Source organism: Bacillus sp. 22475 (assembly GCF_052044835.1).
Taxonomy (GTDB): domain Bacteria; phylum Bacillota; class Bacilli; order Bacillales; family Bacillaceae_G; genus Bacillus_A; species Bacillus_A cereus.
In genome coordinates, this window is sequence record NZ_JBQENW010000012.1 from 126,602 (window position 1) to 146,048 (window position 19,447).

A 19,447-nucleotide genomic window follows, 5' to 3' on the forward strand; every position below is an offset into this window, starting at 1 on the left:
AATATAAATCGTCAGTTTTAACTATATAGTTGAGAAGGAATGCTTATAAAAAGAAGGAAGTACTATCTACATAAGAGGCGGAGTTTATAACCAAAAGGTTTGTGTCACTCATTCTGGTGCCTAAGGAGCACCCATTACTTTTCAAAACTTCCAGAATCAAAAGGTCATTTTCGATGATTCTAAAGTCAAAATAGATGATAATAGGTTTATTTACAATAGAAGATAAAAATGTTAAAGGGATCTTTAACATTTTTAATTAAATGAACAAAGTTTTATCATTAGGAGTTGCAATTAAAAATTTACCCGGACCAATTGTGGGTTTATTACATAAATAATTACAACCTTTTAATCTTATAGAAGCTTTATCTCACGAAAAAATATAAATATAAAATAAAAGCCCTCTATTGTAAGGGGCTTTTACACTTCAAATACGTTTTGTTTCCATTATTTTTAATTAGATCCAATATCAACTAATAACTGATGATTTGTATGATCTACGAACAAAATATTTTCTCATAGAATACTTATCCCAATTACTAGTTATCTATTAAGAAATATAGAATACATCAATTAATTTTAACCTTGTCCAACAATTACTGTAATTGTATGATCTAATACACCATTTCTATAAACATATACTTTTGCTGTTGTAGAAAAGTAAGTTGTTAATTGTCCAGTAGAAGAAACTTTTATCAAATCATTACTAGTACGATAAGTCATTCCTGGCTCATGATAAGTAAGTTGATATCCACTAAAAAATGTTGGCAGAGTAACTGTGTAATCCCTGATGTTGAGAGTTTGTGTTAATTTTTTCTGGTCCCCCCCATTAAAATCAGTGGAAGCCTGTGAATCAGTGGTTCCGATACCTAAAATACTTAGAAAAGCAACCGACGTTACAAGAGCATAACGAAGTTTCATAATATTAACTCCTCTCTTTATAAATGTTTTAAATAACAATAGGGTTTTCTTACCCTACTTACAAGGTAACATTTAATATATGGAAATAAAACCATTTAAATGGGAATTTTCTATGAATATATATTTTATCAACAATTGTAAATAAAAATAAATTATTGACCATCTTGCATTTTGAATATACCAACAATTTCTTTAAACATATCAATAAAATCTAATAATGACATTAAAAATAATAAAATAAGGATACCAAAAAGAGCATAGACTACGAGCTTCTTTAATAAACTATATATTTTCCTCCAAATATTCGTATAGACCCTACCATTCCTAATTTGATATTCTCTAGGTGAACAATAGAACCGCACTATTCTAAAACCCGTTCTAAACTTCTCTTTTAACCAAACTAAATTATATTTTATTCTAATTCCAAATATTTTTTTATCTATAAATTGATCTATATTCAAATAAAAATAATATGTTTTACATACACTAGGACTTTTTAAACTTACATTAGTATAAATTTCATCATCAATCTTCATCTCATTTATATAGAAATCAAAATAATCCCAGTTAATTGTATCTTTATCTATTTTATTATAGTATATCCTTTCAGAATAACCTTTATTTAATTGTTTTATTTTAACTGGCACTACCTTTACTCGCTCTTTTTTGTAGTAAAATGAAATGAATCCATCTATAAACTCAATAAGGTTTTCTTCTTTATTTTTAACTTTAATTTTTATTGTCTTGGTTTCTATCCCTTCAAAAAAATTATATTCCTCAATAACAGCTGCTCCTACAGGCCTGAAAAATTCATCTGTCTCAACTTCAATTTTTTGAGATTTTAAATAATCCCTCATCTTTTCATTTGATTTTCTATTACTAATTTTAAATAAGGATATAGTAACACATACAAAAGTAAGTATTAATAATACGCTTGGCATATGCATTAATATAATTTTAATAATAGGGGTTAAAGAATACCAATTACTTTTAAATTCGCTCCATTGACTATTTATAAAATAAAAGATTACTCCTATTACTGCTATAGTATATAGCAACTTACTTTTCTCTTTAATATAATTTACAATAACGGAAATCATATTGTCTTCTCCTTAACTTACTTTTTACTGAAAACATTAATCCTTTATAAATAAAAACCCTTCTTCTCTGATCCTCTTGAGAAGGATGCATATTATATATCCTAATCAAACCAAAGCTTATCTAATTAAAAGCTGAAACCGAAATGAAGTTTCAGCTTTTAATTACCCTCGCTTTGAAGAAATCAATTTAGATAAAAACTCTTCAAAAAATCAAATAATTATTTTACAAAAGGAAGGCGTAAAAACTAAACGTATATATAGGATTCAACTTAAAACTGGATTCTTAGTATCAATGAAAACAAAAATAACAGAACTAAAAAACAAAAGGCGTATGTTATTTATTAGATATGCCTTTTGTTATATTTTTATACAATATTCTCCAAATGAATCAATATATTAGCTTGCATTCCTACTACTTCTTCCCTGTGTACTCTAGCAATTGGGAAGGTAAAATATAATGTTTATAATGTTTTACTTGTAGCTCATTGTATCCTACTAAATTTTTTCTTGGATCTGGAATTTCACATTCTACGATATGAAAATGAATACCATCTTTTTCATATTGTGCTTTTAAATAAACAGGTACAATTGGTATACTATCTGGAATCTGTGGGGCAACAGCAAGAACAGGATACAATAACTTATGTTTTGCTAAAGACTTATGTTTATTACCAACTTTTGCTTCTATCACGAACAAAGTATTTACTTTATTACGCTTTTCAACGAACATGGCGTCAATCTCTACTTGCCCATTTTTATGAATTAAATTTATATCCATTGAAGAGTGTGGTTTAAAAGAAAAAGTAAATGTAGAATTGCATGTGGCAGGTGGAAAAATAGGTTTAAATTCATCTAACCCTAATGCCTTACTAATAAGCCCTGATGTGAAGCCAAGATTTACTATAGATGCCTCTGTTAAAGTGGGCAATAACTGATAGGCAAGTAATTGATTATCCTCTACTTCCGGAAAATATTCTACCCCTTCATTTGTAAATATTTTCTCATCAAAAAGAAAATATTCACTTAATCTATCTTTTACTTTAACCACAGCAAACTGTGTTCCTGCCCCTGTGGATTTACCTAATCTTAAAACCATGCAATCATTATTTTTTAATGACTGATGTAGTCTTTCCCAAGAGTCAATAGAAATTGCATCAGGTGCTTTTAACTTTGGAAATCCTAATCCTGATAAGTAATCAAGAAATGAAACGGGTCCAAAAACACCTTGATCTACATTATCTAATTGATCTATTACATAATGAAATACACTACTCATTCCGTTATAATTATATTTTTGATCCAATAGCTATTCATCCCTCGTTTACAAATTTAATTTAGTTTTGTTTGTGCATAGTAGATTAATTACTAAGTCAATATACTTCATTTTTTAGATTAATTTTAAGATCATCACACATACCATTCTCTTCATCTTTTTAACTAGTTGAAATTTATAAGAAATATAGATTAACAAATTAATTCCTTAATGCTGTATTCATTATATATGGGTACAACTGTTACTTTATGTTTGTTGGATAAATCTTTTGCCTTCTCTTTAAAATACTTACCTTTCTCCTCAAAAGTAACTGTAGACTTTCTCCATTGCTTACAATAAAACCATCCTACTAAATAGATACCATAATTACATTCATTATCAGATAGATATCTATTTATAAGTTGTTCTTCCATTGCAATATCTAGTTCTCTATGCCAACAGCCTTTCACTTCTATTATAACTGTAATTTTTTTATTTCTTTGTTCAGTAGGATCCTTAATAATTGCATTAATTTGTATATCTGTTCTTTCACCACTTCCAGTACCATATCCCCTTCTAATTTCTACTTCTCTATTCACAATAATTCCTCTATGATTTAAGTCCTCTTCAAGATGTCGTTTAATATAATCAGAAAAAGCATTCTCATTCTTAGGTCTATATCCATTCTCTTTTGACTCATTCCATAAATCAATCATTGCAGGCGTCTCCCCCTGCAATTTTTTTTGTAAACGATCTAATGATTTTAAAATTGCCTCTAATAATTGTTTTTCGTTGTATATTAAAAGATTCGATCCACCCAATAATAATTTACTAATATCTTTAGGGCTATGTGGTATCCAGTTATCTCTTATATAATTATGCTTTATAGAAGACCACATATACAATGCTTCCATATCATTCGGTAAAGCTTCTACGATTTCTTTTATTGCTTCATAAGCATTTTTGTTAGCTCGATCCCTTAACTCGTGTAAAATTGATCCTTGCCACCCTATACAACTAGAATAGTCTACAATCTTTTCTTGACTGTTACATAAATTAGTTTCAATCCATAAGTAAAGTTCTTTTAAGTCCTTTTCTGTTACATACTTATTGCCAATTAAATTTCCAAGGTGTAAGCCCTTTGAGTAACCTTTTGTATCAATTCTGTGAAAAAGTTCAATACCAAACTGTTTATCAGTATTAATGACTCCCCAAATAGTATTCCAACCCGCATCGTAACCTTTACTAATCAAACAAGTTGCAATTTCTATTGCTTTATTCCTACAATCACTATTATTAGGTATAGGTAGTGTTAAGATTGATACTGCATATTCATATCCTTTTTTATAACCCTTCTTTAAAAGAGCTCCTAACAAATATATTATTTTATTAATATCAGTTTTATCCGATTCTACTCTTTCTAATATGGATTCTGCTAACTTATCACACCAGTATATATAACAAAAATCAGTAATTACATTTCGAATTACATCTCGTTTATCTAACATATCCATAAATCCATTCAATATAATAGATTTATTTATTTTTATAGCTAACTTTAAAATATCATGATTCCATTTCTCTCCGAAAGGTGATGAATATGGGGAATATATGATAATAGGTGCCCACTTTTCCCATACTGTCTCAGGCAAAGTTATCAAGATATCTCGCTGAGCTTCATATAGAATTTCGAATGCTAATTTTCCAGCCTCAACATCTTTAGTAAAATGAATCATTTCATAAATACTTTCCTTGTCTAACTGATAAGTCAATAGATAATTTAATGCGGCTTTAATTAATTTTTGCTTTATATTTTCATTTATAAGTAAAAGTCTAATTCTTTTTCTTGGATCTATTAAAAAGTTTATATTAAACTCATTTAATAATGGTTGATTACAGAATCTAATCCAAGAGTCAACAGCATTATCAATAGATAAATCAATTGCAGCAACTTCTTTTCTAACCAATACTTCATCCTTTAACAAGGTCTCTTCTTTTTTCCTATTTATTTTTATTTGCTTATTTAATTTTTCTATTAACTTATCAATACTATTCCAAGAAAGCACCGAATTCTTGCGAGCTCTAATAGACATTAACCATGATAAATCTTTAACTGTAAATAATTGATCTGCGACAAGTTCCATATAAGGAATTTCTGATTTATGTTCTAATTCTAATAAATATATAGTTATTTTTTTCTTTTTATCTAACCCATCTTTTAATATATATAAGGGATCTTTTGAAATTATAGGCTTACCACTTTCATATCTAGAATACAATATCTCTTCTATTAAAGATTCTATTATAGTTTCATTATCAATACGTTTTAGTATAAGATATATTAATAAATCAATTATATAAGTAAATGTTCTTGAGGAATACATATTAAGCTTATCTTTTCCCCACTTTAAAGCTATCTTAAAATCAATGGTTTTAAAATTATTAACCAACTTTAATAGTCTTTCTTCATCAAGAGTTTGATTTATTTTAAATTTAAGTAATGCGGTCATGAACTCTTCAGTTTCAATTAAATTATTTTTTTTTAATAGATCTAAAATGTGCTCTAACACTGAATCTCTTAAATATACTCCATTTGTAATTAAGGGTTTTAAACATATTAGCTCTGTATTGTTTGCATATTTAAGATATAAAAGTATAGCTTTTTCTTGGATTTCACCACTTCTATTTAAAGCTAAATCCAAATACTCTTGTTTAAAATCAATATTGCATTGAATTGCAATCTCCATTGCGATTACAACAGCTATTTCATCATTTGTAGTGTTCAAAATAAAGTCTTTCAACTGTTGTTTAAGATTAATATGATTTAAACTACTATATATTTGATAATTTGCATAAAAGTTTCGATTATCCCTCTTATTTAGTGAGTTCAAAAACTTATCAATAAACCTTTCTTTTTGGATACCATTTATATCTGTAAAATCAACTAAAAATAATACGTTATAATCTCTTTCTAAAATCTCCTCAAAAACAACTGGGTTCATGCCTGCTATCCAAGCAGCTGTGGCATGAAGTTGAGGAATTATTTTTTCTTCTGGATCATTAGGATGAATAAGCAAATTCATAATTTAGTCATTATTAAGATGTTCATTTATAAAATTTGCTGCTAAAAACTCCGCGTATGTTAGATGCGCCCATCCATATTTATTTGTTCCACGTGCTACAAAAAGGGCTGTTCTTAATGCCTCTTCAACATCCGACTCCCTTTCTAATTTCATTATAGTTTCAATATCAACATAACCTATTTCAGACTTATTTATCACACCTAAGATGCCACTTGTATTTACAATACTTTTATTACAAAACAGAGTAATAGTTGCAATTATTGATATTAAATTCAAGCATTCTATTTCACTTAACCTACCAGCCTGTGATTGTTTTGTCTTACGGCTAGGGTTAATCTCACTGACTAAACCCCTACATCCTTGTTTATAAATATCAATTCTTGAATTAGGTAACACACCATATCCCGTATGATAGTAACCTATTAACATTTGTAAAGTAACAGGTGTTCCAGTAAATGAAACTAAATTTTTATTTTTTATTTCTTTTATAAAATCTTTTGTTGATATGTTATTTTCCTCTAAGGCTTTTATAATATCCTCCTTACATAATGGTGCTAGTTGATATATTCCACAGGAATCTTCCCCCCATAACTTCTTTAATTCTTTCTCTAATTCAAAAACTTCCAAAATTATCCTACTAGCTATTCTTAAAGTTAATCTATAAAGTTCAGATTTATGCTCACGGAACTTTTTTATTAACATATTTGTCAAAGATTCATATTTAATAAATGATTCATCAAAGCTGTCTAAAAATAAATAAAGGTGTCCATTTCCACTAATCCATTCATCAAAAAAAGGATTTTCTAGTAGTTCTTCTTTTAAATCTTCACGAGTAGAAATTTTACTAAGGTCTACAAACTCCACTTTATCTATTTTATTAGCATCCCTAACTAGTTCTTGTTTGAGCTTACAATACTCCATCTCTATAGTATTAGATTTTCCTATTCCCGGCCCTCCCAAAAGAATTAAACATGTTTTATAAGAAATTGATTTAAAAGTAACTAGTCTCTGCTCTTTATTGTCCTTTGGGTTAACAATAAACCCATCATGATCGAAAATTACTTTTTCTTCTCTTTCATACCAATACCTGTTCCAACTGTAGTTCATTATACCCATTTCTCCCCCATATCTTAATCATTAAAGATATTTTTACTTATCTTAAAATTTATGAAAAATACTTTTTAAATTAATTTTCACAATAAATCTATGAATAATTTTCAAATTAAGTATCCTAGTTTCTTTTGGATATTATTCAATAAGAATATCATCCCTCCCTTGTAATAGCTCATTAATATTATTATATTAAAATAAACAATAATAAAAATTTCCGATTTAAGAACTATATATAAACTTATTATTAATATTATATATCATGAACTCCAAAGATTAATTTTAGATTAATTAGAATATTATATATTTTTTATGTGTAAAATATCCAAATTCTGTTATTATTAATACATATACTGCAATAGGATAAGGAGGATACTATGGATACTTTAGTCAAAGAATATGAGGTAGTAGCTAATATGTTAAATGATTGGTATATTGAAATCCGTGCGAGACGCATTGATAATGCTCACCAGCTAAAAGAAGAAATCGATAATAGAATGAAAGATGTCTCGGATCAGAGCTTACACTTATATTATTCACTATTAGATTTTCGTTATAAGTTTATAGTAGATAATTTAAATATTTCAAAGGGTTGCTTCGACAAAGTAGAAACTTTTCAAATTCCAAATGATAATATATTAACCTACTACTATCACTTCTTTAAAGCAATTCATGCAAGTACCGTAGGCAGCTATTCAATAGCAAGAGATAATTATGATAAAGCAGAAGAACTTCTAAATGAGGTATCTGATGAAATTGAGCAGGCTGAATTTTACTATAAAATTGGTGCTTTCCATTATGATATTTACGAATCACTCCAATCAATTAAGTATGTTAACAAAGCTAAAGAAATATTCTCTAAACATGAAGGCTATGAACGAAATATAGGATTCTGTGAAAACCTTTTTGGCATGGCATGTACCAATTTAAGAGAATGGGCATTAGCCGAAGAACACCTTGTAAAAGCAATGGATTTGTTCCAAAAAATTGGAGAAGAAAAATTTACTGTAATGGTTCGTCATAATTTAGGATTATTATATGCAGGGCAAAATATGTCTGAATTAGCTATTCGCTACCTCTCTGAAGTATCCGAAAAGAAACCTAACCACTATAAAGCCATTTTCATCGAAGGCAGAGAACACTCTAAACTAGGAAACCAAGAAACTGCTAATACTTTATTTGAAAGAGGATTACAACTCTGTACAGAACTAAACAATGAAGAATATCAGCATCGGTTTAAAATTTTAAGAGACATTAATAATAATGTCCCTGCTGAAAAATTAGAAGGTACAGTTCTTGCAGGAATTGAATACTTTGAACGAGAAGATTTATATGAGTATATCTATGAATGCTGTAATGTTCTAGCAGAAAAGATTTTTGAACAAGGGCAGCATGCCAAAGCAGGTACATACTTCTATAAAGCAATGCAAGCTAAGAAAAAAGCCGATGCGAAAGGAGCTTTAAAATGAAAAAGCTAATTAAAGTGATGAGTATTGCTACTGCTTTAATGTTTACATTGGGAATTACCTCTCAAACAGATAGTCACGTAGTAAAAGTCGTTCAAAGTATGATGGCAGACGGAGACCATGGTGGTTGATGTCTTTTGACCCGGAATTCAATCCCGGGTCTTTTTTTATTGAAACAAGATATAAATCGTCAGTTTTAACTATATAGTTGAGAAGGAATGCTTAATAAAAAAAGAGGATCATGATGAAATATCAAACAATATTTCCCTCATTAAAAAAATCGCTTTTTATCTTTATCTTTTCTTTCAGTATGTTAATTTTCATACTCCCTGCCTCTACCTTGGCGCAATCCAATAACAATACAAATCCTGTTACAAATTACTATGTATCTCCAACAGGAAATGACCTCAATCCAGGTACATTAGATCAACCTTTCGCTACCATTCAAAAAGCTGGTAATGTCGCAAAAGAAGGAAATACAATCTACATAAAAAGCGGAGTTTATAACCAAAAAGTTCGTGTCGCTCATTCTGGTACCTCAGGCGCAACCATTACTTTTCAAAATTACCAGGATGAAAAAGTCATTCTCGATGATTCTAAGGTCAAATTAGAAGATGATGGATTATTTACAATAGAAGACAAAAATTATATTCAAGTAAAGGGATTAGACCCTATACATACAAAGTTAGCAGTATTCGGTGATGAAAATAGAAGCGGTTCAATCGTTCTAGCCACAACTCCACCCTTAAAAGCATTGGGTGTAAAGAAGAATGTATGGTTTGGTATTTAAGAATGTAAATCAGACTGTATTTGGTACTATGGAACATTATCCCTTATATTTTTCATTCCTACTGCTACTTATGTTATTTCTAAATTAATATGTTCATAATAAAAAAAGAGGGTGCTCGCAGCTCCCTCTTTTTTTAGATAATTAAATATGCTCTCCATGATCCATAAACACTTCAATAGTTTCATTTTGTGATACGTCTTTTACATTAGTAAGACCAAAAGTAAAAACAGCGGATAACATCATCATTAATAAGATTGCTTTTTTCATTTTAGCGCCCTTCTTTCTATACTCTTTTTGTCTGCATCTAAAGCGATGTGTAAATACTTGCTGGCTTTTTCGTGATTTTCTGAACCATAGAATATATTACCTAAAAGATAAGCATATTCTTTTACCCAATCATATAATTCTTCTTTTTCAAAATACGAAATACCTTCCATGACCACCTTTTCTAATTCTTCTTGTGGTGCATAGTTATGTACTGCTTTTAAAATTTGAAAATGATGACGATAACATAAGTCACTAATCTTATAGCCATTCTCAATATATTCATTAGCATTATGATTATGACCTAACTTAAAATGTTCTCTTGCTAAAAGAAACATCGTTTTAGCGTTGTTTTCTAGTGATTCCTCTAAATGCTTAATTGCCAACTCTGACATGTTTTGACTTGCATATAAAAGTCCTAAATTGTGCTTTACACGTTTAGTAAGACTTTCGTCATGAGATTTTTGGAAAGTACCCAATGCTGAAAGTAAATATTCTTCTGCACTTTCGAAATCACTTAAGCGAGTGTGTGCCATCCCTAAAGTATTCAAACAAGCAGCAGTTTTTAATTCATACCCTGGACTAATTGAAAATACTTCATTTGCCTTCGTAGCAAATTGAATAGCTAGGATTGGTTTCAATATGTGATAGTAATGAACTGCAAGCCAATAATTAAATTCAGCTTTTTCGATTTCATCATGCATGTACTCTAAATACTTTTCAGCTTCTTCAAATTGCATTCTTGCTTCACTATGGTTTGCTGTATTAGTAGCATAAATTGCTTTAAATAAATGATGATAGTACTCTAAAAATGTTTCTGTAGGCTCTTCTAATGGCTCAATTTTATCCAAAATATCTTTTGAACTATCTATATCACGAATTAGCAGATTATACCGCGCATTCAATAAAGCATAGTATACTAATATTGTTTGGTCTTCCTTAATATTATTGATTTTATCTGCAATCTCTTCTTTTATTTTATTAGACTTTATTACACGTTGTGAAATTATAGCTTGATACCAGTCGTTTAATAATTTTGTGATTTCTTCTTTAGAAATAATTTCAACATTCATATACGCTACCCCCTTTTGTTAAATGTTACCACAACATACTTGTTTATATAAATGATTTTTTGAATATTAAAACTTGATAAACTTTTTTGGATTCTTATATAAAACAATGTTAATTTCAGATTTATTGAACTACCCCCACTTTAAATAATTATCTGTTAGTCTTACCAATCCAATTAGTACAACAGTTAACATGATACACAGGGAAGATTTAATTGAATAGAAAATATATTTTGAATAACTTCCCTTAAAATTAGTATCAGTATCCCTCATTCCCTCGTCTACCGATTTTAATATCCGTATTTCTTCAAGTACACATATATATGATTTGATTTTATACGAAAAACCATGAATTATTAAAAATTTAGTTTCAGATAGAATACGTAGACCATAGGAGTTGGTGTTTCTTAATCCAGAATACATTACTGGTTTTTTTTATTAGTACAAGATATAAATCGTCTGTTTGAATTATATAGTTGAGAAGGAATGCTTAATAAAGAAGGAGGATCATGATGAAATATCAAACAATATTTCCCTCATTAAAAAAATCGCTTTTTATCTTTATCCTTTCTTTCAGTATGTTAATTTTCACACTCCCTACCTCTATCTTTGCACAATCCAATAACAATGCAAATCCTGTTACAAATTACTATGTATCTCCAACAGGAAACGATCTCAATCCCGGTACATTAGATCAACCTTTTGCTACCATTCAAAAGGCTGCTAACGTCGCTAAAGAAGGAAGTACAATCTACATAAGAGGCGGAGTTTATAACCAGAAGGTTCGTGTCAATCATTCTGGTGCCTCAGGAGCACCCATTACTTTTCAAAATTACCAGGATGAAAAAGTCATTCTTGATGGTTCTAAAGTCAAGTTAGAAAATGATGGGTTATTTACAATAGAAGACAAAAACTATATTCAAGTAAAAGGATTAGAATTTCGTAACTTAAAGTCAACGAAAGTTAACGAAACCCCTATTGGTATTTATATCACTGGAACAGGAAGTTACATTGATATTAGAAATAATTATATTCACCACATTGAAGCAAATGTTAAGGATGGAAATGCACACGGTATTGCGGTCTACGGTACTTCATCTAGTGCACAAAATAATTTAAATCATATTGTCATTGATAATAACGAAGTAGCAAATTTGAAATTAGGACTGAGTGAAGCAATTGCTGTGAATGGGAATGTAGATTCCTTTGAAGTTACCAATAACAAAGTACATGATAACAACAACATTGGAATTGTTCTGATTGGACATGAAGAAGTATCTCCAGTAGCTTCTTTAGATCAGGCACGAAATGGAGTTGTTCGTAATAACATTGTCCATCACAATTCATCCATCAATAATACTAGTTATAATGAATATTCAGCTGATGGTATTTACGTGGATGGTGGGAAGCAAATTATCATTGAGCAAAATCAAAGCTATGAAAATGATCTCGGTATTGAAGTAGCTAGCGAACATGCAGGAAAAAGCGCAAGCCAAATTACCGTTAGAGACAATACGATATCCAATAATATTATGAGTGGCATTGCAATTGGTGGATATGACAGTCAGCAAGGATATGCGGAAAATAACATAATTACGAACAATGTAATTTATAAAAATGATACAAAAGATCAAGAGAGTGGCCAAATCGAATTAAATTATGATACCCGGAACAATGTAATTACCAATAACCAAATCTATGCGAGTAATAGCCGTATTTTTATTAGCAATAATTTTAATAAAAACACAGGAAACAAGCTTGATTACAATCATTACTATGGTGAATTCGATCAAAGTAATGGCTTATGGCAATGGAAAAGAAAAATATATAAAGGATTTTCATCTTATCAAGCAGGTATGAACCAAGAAGGAAATGAACAACATAGTGTATTTAGCAAATTACCCTCTTCACTCAAACTACTTTTAAAATAAAGCAAATGTACTAAAACAATTTTATTCCAGCTCACTTCATCTCCCCTCCCCAATAATGTCAAAGATGAATTAAAAGTTGTAGTTCCAATTGAAACTACAACTTTTTCATGTTCATAAAAACTCTATATTCACTTCACATTTACACTGGATTCGCCCATAATTATTTTATATGCTTCAGCTAATTTTTCTTAATATTAAGTATTTACATTCCCCCCTTCCTTACCTCATAATTTTAATGGGGAAAGGGAGGAAAAAAATGGTTCAAATAAAAATAACGCCCGAAGAATTGGAACAAGTTGCAAAACGGGCTAATGATACAAAACACGCGCTAGAATCCATACATAATAATTTATGCAATCAAATTGATTACATGTGTTTCCAATGGACTGGTGCATCGAATCAAAACTTTGTTCAAATGTTCAACAATGCCAGACCATCCGCATTCACAGCTATCAATGCACTTGTGCATGTAGAAGAAGAATTAAAGAGAATTGCTGAAAAATTCCGCGTTGCAGATAATGAAGGTGTAATGACTCAAAAAGAAACTAAACCTAGTAAATCATCTGAAAAATCCTTCTTAGGAAAAGTTTGGGATGGTATAGTAGATGGTGCGGAAGATGCTGTTGGAGATACAATCGACGGTATAAAAGCATTAGGTGATTGGGAAACTTGGAAAGGCATGGGCTACACTGTCACCCATTTAGATGAGGCTTTACCTGCTATGTGGGATGCGTTATCCGACTCTTTTAATAAAGATGTGATAAATGGGGATGCAGAAACACGTGCAAGATGGGGATCGTATGCTTTAACACAAATTGGATTAGGTCTTCTTGGAGATAAAGGGGTTAGTAAGGCTGCAAAGCTGGCACAAGGTGCTAAATTCTCTCAAGGTATCTCAAAAGCTGGACAATTATTTAATAAAGGCGATAATTTGGCTTTCGCAGGCGGTAATGGTAGTAGATCTGTATTTGATAGTGCTACTTTTAGACAAACCGAAGAAAAACTTTCAACCTACCAGTTTGCTAAAGGTGATAGGTCCCAACCTGTCACAAGTGTAGGTGAAGCACAAGTAAAACGTTATTTAGAGAATACTGGCGGAACATTGGCAGAAATCAAACCGAGATATACACGAGAACAAATTGAACATCTAGCTGAAAGTAACTTTGAAAATCAAATAGATTCTGTTTTGCGGGATGTAGATATGTCACGTGAAACGTTTGATGAGCTAAAAACGAAAATGTATCATGAACTTAGTCCAGAAGAAGTAGTGGCCATGAAACAGATTAGAGACAGTGTTCCCGCACCAACTTCTACTACAATGATGCAGAAAGCAATTCCGTTAGAAGATATAAAAAAATACTTAATGGATGAACGATTCAATGAAGTTGGGGGATGCGTTGCAAAATTTGAAGATGTAGCAGACATTCAATCATCACACGACTTATTTCACTCATTACGTTTAGATTATCACAAAACCAAATTTACTACCGAAAGTGATTTTGGTGTTATTAGATTTACATCGGATGATGCGGAAAAACTATATATCCCTTATGGCGATAATTTTAATGATCCAATAAATAAAAAACCTAGCGATTACTTACAATATCCTCAAACAGGAAATGGATTTGTAATGTCTGAAAACGGACGTATTATTCCAGAATATGAATCTCAATTTCCACAGAAATTAAGACCACATGATGGGGCAGAAATATATGAAATTGTAAATGGAAAGGAACGCTTGGTAGGAATATATAGCGAGCTAGATAAAAAATTCATTCCAGCTGTGACTAAGGAATAAGAAAGGAATTATGGAAATGATTAGACGAGATGAGTATGCAGTTTATAAAGGAACAGAATATAGTATATCCAAAATCGATAATCGGTTTATATTAACTTCTACAAATCAAAAGGACTTACAAAACGGTTTTACACCCTACGAACGAAATCCCAATTTATTTATAAAAGAAGTTGAAAAATCCGAGTTAGAAACAGCGTATGACATTACACCTTTTGCCAAGCATAAAGAAATTATGTTTCGAATTATTGGAGAAAATAAAGACAAAGGAACTGTTTCAATATATACGATTGATCCCAAAGTAGGAAAAGAATTAGGAATGTCTTCACCTGGTCGTGGTGAATTCGTAAAAGATGTAAGACTAGAAGATGTTGAGTTAATTGAAAAAGTAGAACCTATCTGGGGATTTACACTAAATAAAGAGAATTAATTACAACAGATAACAGCAGAACCTTATAAAAACAAAGGTTCTGCCGTTTAATACCGGCAACCAAAAAACAGTAGAGTAGGTGACTCAATGATTAGAGATGGAAAATATGGATTATATAATGGACAAGAATACATGTTAGCTGGAAAGAAAGATGATTTAGAAATTATATCGAATGATCCAGCTGAACTATTAAATGGTTTTATTCGAGATGATTGGGATGAAAATATTTTCTTTAAAAAAATAAAAAAAGAAGACTTGGATACCGCTTATGAAATTACAACATACGCAAAATATAAAGGACATAATTTTGGGATACTAACTGCAAGCGAATTAAAAGTAGTTATTGCTACAAATAATCCACAGGTAGGACACGAACTAAATATGTCTGTACCAGGTCGTGGAGAATTTCATATGGAAGTAAATAGGACAGATGTTGAGTTAATTGAAGAAAAAAATTATATCGGGATTTACACTAAATATAAACATATTTATATCCCCCTTGTTTTTGTTTATACAAGAAGATAATACGATTATTAAATGTTTAATAATATAATTTTCTTATATTTCAGTATTTTTTCTTTTATATATTATATAAACAAGTAGTAATATCATATAAATAAAACTTATTATCATAACAATTACCCAACCAGGATAAAATTTAGCTGCATATATAAAAAAATCTACTTGATAAATATCTTTATAATTCGAGACAGGCCCTTTAAAATAATTTGTAAACTTAGCTGTGTACTTCCATTCATCAGGAAAATCTATTAAATTACTACCTTGATACCAACTAATCAATGTTGAAAAAATAAACACTAAAAATGAAGCACCTAATTGAAACATTTGATTGATTGTCAAATTATTCCCCTCCTTAATTATAAATATTTATGTATTACCTATTCTTAGTTGTCAATTCAAAATACAGGTACAATAGAAACCAGAAGTATGATTGTTAATACCTACATAATATAATTCCACTTAAAAAATTTGATTTATGAAGTTCTTCTTCAATAAACTTTACATCTCCTTTAACTAAATTATCCAAAGAAACACTAAAAAGAAAACTAAATATAAAAATACACATAAACTTTTTCCATTTAAAAATAAATTAACTAGAAACATCATTTTTCCCACTAATTCCTCTTAAGATATTATTTAAGAGAAGTAATAAAAGATTTGAAGAAAAAAGAACATTTTGTTAGTGCTACCCCATCGCTATCAAGCTAAGCTCATACAACATCAATTATAGTAGAGGCTGTTTCTTTTTGCTAAAGTCTATGCGTAGGGATTTTAAAGGTTTGCATACAAAATAAACCCTAAAGGGTTTCCTTTTTTGAATTAAGCCGCTTGATTATCAGACATAGTACAATTATAAACGACACCTAATATATCAAAGACTGTTTTTTCTCGTATAGCTTGATCACGTACTCGTTTTTGTTGTTGTTCATCTGTAAGTCGATGAACGATTACACGGGTTGGTACTTATCAATCATACCTACATAGGCATCGGATATTTCATATGTTTGTCCTGGGTGGAGAGAGCTCATTAATACCTCCATATCTAGCTGTATATACTCTGTACCTTTCTTTATTGTTCCATCCTGAAAATAATCTGGTTTGCAATTTTTTGATAAATACGTGTATTAGATTTAATACGAGAGATATAGTAAGCCTTTTTATCTTGTATATGTTGAAGATCTTTTAAATGAAAATACCCTAAATCACGGATACATAAATCATTTGGTTCCACAGATGGAGCACACAGAGAACCATAGGTTCTATCATGCTGTTTACCGGGACCTGTATGAATATGTAGGAACTTTCCATTTAATAAATCATACTCAAGCTGAATCTTTCCCCCCACTGTATGGCTGCAATAAATATCTTTCCACAAAAAAAAGACACCCTAAGGTGCCTTCCTCCGACTTGATAACCACTTTAATTTTAATAATATGTATTGGACTTTCATCCAAAGATAATTCTAACATATTTTCAGAAAAATGAAAGCGGATTCTTTAACTTACTTAATTACTTTGTCCATGACCTCTTTATATTTGTTAAATTGGGCATCTTCCATATCACCGTTCATTTGTATAAGAAAGTTACCTTTTGCGTAAGTATGAGAAAATAGCATTTGATTACCATTGCCTAAATCATCATAGTATTTCTTAGCTTTTTCAAGATCTTCTTTGTTTTTAAACTCAAATATTCGACCGCCACTATCTTCACCTAATGCTGGAACAAGAATGCGCTTTGCTTCTTTTCTAGTATTTCCAAATTCTTTTTCTGGTAGGTCACTAGGATTTTCAGCTTCTAATCCTGCAGCTTTAAATTCTTCAATTACCTTACCAACTGTGACATTACTTGTCATTGATTTAACGCTGTCACAAGCAGCTAAACCGAATAATAATAGGGCACCAATAAGTAATACTGCTAATCTTTTAAACATAGTTGTTCATTCCTCCTAATGTAAATAAATCCGTATATATAATAACAAATTATTAATTTATATATTGTCATATATTGTCGAACGAAAATAAAAAAAGGGTGTACCCATGTTCTAAAATTAAAAACACTTATAATAAGCATTATAATCCAAAGGATACAACCTATAATATCAATGCTAAGAAATAACTTCCCCTTTATTGTTTTCATTCATAACTATTCCCTTCCAGATGTCACCTTAAATTTATCATTCTCAATATAATAATATGCATTTTGTCTTTCAACTATTTTTTACATTTAATTACTGTTGTTGGTTCTGGCGCAACAAATACTGTTACTGTGTGCACCCGGGTAGCAAGATAGCAATAACCCCTGAAATTAAAATTAAATCTGAACAGATTGAAGAATCCAAAACAAAAAAGCTAATGAAGTAAAAGTAAACAACGTATAGATTTGAATTATATTTCTCAACAACCAAAATTACTTAATGTGGTAAAATAATAATCGGGTTGGCACCCAATACCATATTACGATGGTTCCAGTCGCAAGAAGGCACCTTTGGGTGTCTTTTCTTTTGCTTGAAACACATTCTGGCAAAATACCTGTATCTTTGTTAATTTACGACTCACATAAACCAACAAACTTCGTATATATAATTTGTTACCCTAAATGGGTTGACAATACGAACAGTTATAGGAGGATTTTGTGAATGGTAAAAACAGCATGTGTAAGTATTATTACTGGCATTCTTTTAATATGTTCAACAGGATGTGCCACTCAAACGGATTCTATTACAACTAAAACTCAATCAGTAGATGATGGCACATATACAACAAAGGAGATCACAGACGCATTTCCTGTAGGAACACCCATAACTACTTACATTCAAAAAGAAGAAAAACTGAACGTAAAACATCTCACCAATATTTCACTTACAGATGGTGGCGTCGGTAGAGTTCTAGAAGCAACAGATGGTTTTGTTGTCGTATGTGGGAATGAAAAAGGAGTTTTTGATGTGTTAATATTTAAAACCATGGAAGATGTAAAGAAATATGAACAGAGTTTAAAGCGATAATTAATATCCTCCTTATGCCTTTTACACAGACATTGTCCTCTTGCTCTTGCTATAACTCTATGTACAGCATAATTGCATCACGAATACACACACGTTATAATAGTCACCTAATTACATATAATGAGGTGCAGAAAATGAATAAAACAGAATTAACAAAAGTAGTAGCAGAAAAAGCTGAACTTACACAAAAAGATGCTGCAGCAGCAACACAAGCGTTATTAGATACAGTAACAAATGCGCTAGCAAATGGAGAGAAAGTACAGATTCTTGGTTTTGGTACATTTGAAGTACGTGAAAGATCTGCACGTACTGGACGTAACCCACAAACAGGTGAAGAAATGCAAATCGCAGCTTCAAAAGCACCTGCTTTTAAAGCTGGAAAAGAATTAAAAGAGGCAGTGAAATAATTACACATAGTCAAAAGGCTTTCCACGCCCCAGCTTTGCCCCCTACCCTTCGCATATCCTGTTTTGGCTAGCTAATCTGGTTTGTTAAGGGGGGCAAAGAGAAGGAGGGCAAAAAAGAATCCTTTAAACCAGGATTCTTTTTTTGAAGTATCGCCTATTGTGAAGTATTTTTATAAGAATGTGTAGTAGAAGGTTATAGCAAATCCGATTTTGAACTACCCCCACTTTCACTTCGTTTAGAAGTGAGGGATTCCTAAGTAAAGAGTTCTATCGAACTCTAATTGATTAGGCTAACCCCGCAGTCCTTG

At 30.6% G+C, this 19,447-nt stretch carries 17 protein-coding genes and 3 pseudogenes; 10 read left to right on the top strand and 10 right to left on the bottom strand.

Translation table 11 applies throughout. From position 1 onward, the window contains the following. Positions 1-49 precede the first annotated feature (49 nt). Positions 50-242, top strand: a pseudogene (locus ACTJJY_RS19460) (DUF5123 domain-containing protein); the annotation flags it as partial. A gap of 334 nt (positions 243-576) precedes the next feature. Here the strand turns inward: ACTJJY_RS19460 and ACTJJY_RS19465 are convergent. The 5 genes from ACTJJY_RS19465 to ACTJJY_RS19485 form a co-directional block, all read right to left on the bottom strand. After that, positions 577-918, bottom strand: coding sequence for a hypothetical protein (locus ACTJJY_RS19465; RefSeq protein ID WP_016093820.1), 342 nt, complete (start codon positions 916-918; stop codon positions 577-579). 152 nt (positions 919-1,070) lie between these two features. Continuing rightward, a complete protein-coding gene (locus ACTJJY_RS19470) occupies positions 1,071-2,018 on the bottom strand; it encodes a hypothetical protein (protein WP_440606325.1) in 948 nt (315 codons plus the stop codon). Positions 2,019-2,430: 412 nt separating this feature from the next. Continuing rightward, on the bottom strand, positions 2,431-3,321 hold the full coding sequence (locus tag ACTJJY_RS19475) for a DUF6997 domain-containing protein (RefSeq protein ID WP_440606326.1): 891 nt from the start codon (positions 3,319-3,321) through the stop codon (positions 2,431-2,433). Positions 3,322-3,482: 161 nt separating this feature from the next. Further along, positions 3,483-6,353 (bottom strand): NACHT domain-containing protein, encoded by a 2,871-nt coding sequence (locus ACTJJY_RS19480; RefSeq protein WP_440606327.1) that lies wholly within the window; start codon positions 6,351-6,353, stop codon positions 3,483-3,485. Between the two features lie 3 nt (positions 6,354-6,356). Further along, positions 6,357-7,460, bottom strand: coding sequence for an NACHT domain-containing protein (locus ACTJJY_RS19485; protein WP_440606328.1), 1,104 nt, complete (start codon positions 7,458-7,460; stop codon positions 6,357-6,359). Positions 7,461-7,840: 380 nt separating this feature from the next. On the opposite strand from ACTJJY_RS19485, the gene ACTJJY_RS19490 reads away from it, so the two are divergent. The 3 genes and pseudogenes from ACTJJY_RS19490 to ACTJJY_RS19500 all read left to right on the top strand — a co-directional run. Continuing rightward, on the top strand, positions 7,841-8,932 hold the full coding sequence (locus ACTJJY_RS19490; protein ID WP_440606329.1) for a tetratricopeptide repeat protein: 1,092 nt from the start codon (positions 7,841-7,843) through the stop codon (positions 8,930-8,932). After that, complete coding sequence (locus ACTJJY_RS19495; protein WP_000733479.1) at positions 8,929-9,060, top strand: hypothetical protein; 132 nt, start codon at positions 8,929-8,931, stop codon at positions 9,058-9,060. Before ACTJJY_RS19490 ends, ACTJJY_RS19495 begins: the two co-directional genes overlap by 4 nt. Positions 9,061-9,173: 113 nt before the next feature. After that, a pseudogene (locus ACTJJY_RS19500) lies at positions 9,174-9,599 on the top strand (right-handed parallel beta-helix repeat-containing protein); the annotation flags it as partial. 261 nt (positions 9,600-9,860) lie between these two features. Here the strand turns inward: ACTJJY_RS19500 and ACTJJY_RS19505 are convergent. Together ACTJJY_RS19505 and ACTJJY_RS19510 are read right to left on the bottom strand one after the other, a co-directional pair. Further along, positions 9,861-9,986, bottom strand: a complete 126-nt coding sequence (locus ACTJJY_RS19505; protein ID WP_000709205.1) for a hypothetical protein — start codon at positions 9,984-9,986, stop codon at positions 9,861-9,863. Continuing rightward, positions 9,983-11,056 carry a tetratricopeptide repeat protein gene (locus tag ACTJJY_RS19510; protein ID WP_440606330.1) on the bottom strand — a complete coding sequence of 358 codons (1,074 nt, stop codon included), beginning with the start codon at positions 11,054-11,056 and terminating at the stop codon, positions 9,983-9,985. The genes ACTJJY_RS19505 and ACTJJY_RS19510 overlap by 4 nt, the downstream gene beginning before the upstream one ends. Positions 11,057-11,565: 509 nt before the next feature. On the opposite strand from ACTJJY_RS19510, the gene ACTJJY_RS19515 reads away from it, so the two are divergent. The 4 genes from ACTJJY_RS19515 (at position 11,566) to ACTJJY_RS19530 (ending at position 15,734) form a co-directional block, all read left to right on the top strand. Further along, a complete protein-coding gene (locus ACTJJY_RS19515; protein ID WP_440606331.1) occupies positions 11,566-12,984 on the top strand; it encodes a right-handed parallel beta-helix repeat-containing protein in 1,419 nt (472 codons plus the stop codon). 256 nt (positions 12,985-13,240) lie between these two features. Beyond that, positions 13,241-14,782: a WXG100 family type VII secretion target gene (locus ACTJJY_RS19520; protein WP_440606334.1), complete on the top strand. Its 1,542-nt coding sequence runs from the start codon at positions 13,241-13,243 to the stop codon at positions 14,780-14,782. A gap of 16 nt (positions 14,783-14,798) precedes the next feature. Then, on the top strand, positions 14,799-15,209 hold the full coding sequence (locus tag ACTJJY_RS19525) for a hypothetical protein (RefSeq protein WP_277510110.1): 411 nt from the start codon (positions 14,799-14,801) through the stop codon (positions 15,207-15,209). 87 nt (positions 15,210-15,296) lie between these two features. Beyond that, on the top strand, positions 15,297-15,734 hold the full coding sequence (locus ACTJJY_RS19530; RefSeq protein ID WP_440606332.1) for a hypothetical protein: 438 nt from the start codon (positions 15,297-15,299) through the stop codon (positions 15,732-15,734). A gap of 33 nt (positions 15,735-15,767) precedes the next feature. Here ACTJJY_RS19530 and ACTJJY_RS19535 read toward each other — a convergent pair whose 3' ends face one another. The 3 genes and pseudogenes from ACTJJY_RS19535 to ACTJJY_RS19545 form a co-directional block, all read right to left on the bottom strand. Further along, positions 15,768-16,070 (bottom strand): YjdJ family protein, encoded by a 303-nt coding sequence (locus tag ACTJJY_RS19535; RefSeq protein ID WP_140348247.1) that lies wholly within the window; start codon positions 16,068-16,070, stop codon positions 15,768-15,770. A gap of 543 nt (positions 16,071-16,613) precedes the next feature. Then, a pseudogene (locus ACTJJY_RS19540) lies at positions 16,614-17,088 on the bottom strand (transposase); the annotation flags it as partial. 144 nt (positions 17,089-17,232) lie between these two features. Beyond that, entirely contained in the window at positions 17,233-17,661 is a 429-nt protein-coding gene (locus ACTJJY_RS19545) for a hypothetical protein (RefSeq protein ID WP_000476451.1), read from the bottom strand. Positions 17,662-18,366: 705 nt separating this feature from the next. Between ACTJJY_RS19545 and ACTJJY_RS19550 the strand changes: the two genes are divergently transcribed. Beyond that, positions 18,367-18,732, top strand: a complete 366-nt coding sequence (locus ACTJJY_RS19550; RefSeq protein WP_440606333.1) for a hypothetical protein — start codon at positions 18,367-18,369, stop codon at positions 18,730-18,732. Between the two features lie 134 nt (positions 18,733-18,866). Then, complete coding sequence (locus tag ACTJJY_RS19555) at positions 18,867-19,139, top strand: HU family DNA-binding protein (protein WP_001043944.1); 273 nt, start codon at positions 18,867-18,869, stop codon at positions 19,137-19,139. The last annotated feature ends 308 nt before the right edge of the window (positions 19,140-19,447 follow it).

Coding starts and splice junctions, on each gene's coding strand:
- ACTJJY_RS19485 (WP_440606328.1), bottom strand. CDS start 7,460: ATGAACTACAGTTGGAACAGGTATTGGTATGAAAGAGAAGAAAAAGTA.
- ACTJJY_RS19480 (WP_440606327.1), bottom strand. CDS start 6,353: ATGAATTTGCTTATTCATCCTAATGATCCAGAAGAAAAAATAATTCCT.
- ACTJJY_RS19465 (WP_016093820.1), bottom strand. CDS start 918: ATGAAACTTCGTTATGCTCTTGTAACGTCGGTTGCTTTTCTAAGTATT.
- ACTJJY_RS19495 (WP_000733479.1), top strand. CDS start 8,929: ATGAAAAAGCTAATTAAAGTGATGAGTATTGCTACTGCTTTAATGTTT.
- ACTJJY_RS19555 (WP_001043944.1), top strand. CDS start 18,867: ATGAATAAAACAGAATTAACAAAAGTAGTAGCAGAAAAAGCTGAACTT.
- ACTJJY_RS19530 (WP_440606332.1), top strand. CDS start 15,297: ATGATTAGAGATGGAAAATATGGATTATATAATGGACAAGAATACATG.
- ACTJJY_RS19510 (WP_440606330.1), bottom strand. CDS start 11,056: ATGAATGTTGAAATTATTTCTAAAGAAGAAATCACAAAATTATTAAAC.
- ACTJJY_RS19515 (WP_440606331.1), top strand. CDS start 11,566: ATGAAATATCAAACAATATTTCCCTCATTAAAAAAATCGCTTTTTATC.
- ACTJJY_RS19470 (WP_440606325.1), bottom strand. CDS start 2,018: ATGATTTCCGTTATTGTAAATTATATTAAAGAGAAAAGTAAGTTGCTA.
- ACTJJY_RS19520 (WP_440606334.1), top strand. CDS start 13,241: ATGGTTCAAATAAAAATAACGCCCGAAGAATTGGAACAAGTTGCAAAA.
- ACTJJY_RS19505 (WP_000709205.1), bottom strand. CDS start 9,986: ATGAAAAAAGCAATCTTATTAATGATGATGTTATCCGCTGTTTTTACT.
- ACTJJY_RS19525 (WP_277510110.1), top strand. CDS start 14,799: ATGATTAGACGAGATGAGTATGCAGTTTATAAAGGAACAGAATATAGT.
- ACTJJY_RS19550 (WP_440606333.1), top strand. CDS start 18,367: ATGGTAAAAACAGCATGTGTAAGTATTATTACTGGCATTCTTTTAATA.
- ACTJJY_RS19490 (WP_440606329.1), top strand. CDS start 7,841: ATGGATACTTTAGTCAAAGAATATGAGGTAGTAGCTAATATGTTAAAT.
- ACTJJY_RS19545 (WP_000476451.1), bottom strand. CDS start 17,661: ATGTTTAAAAGATTAGCAGTATTACTTATTGGTGCCCTATTATTATTC.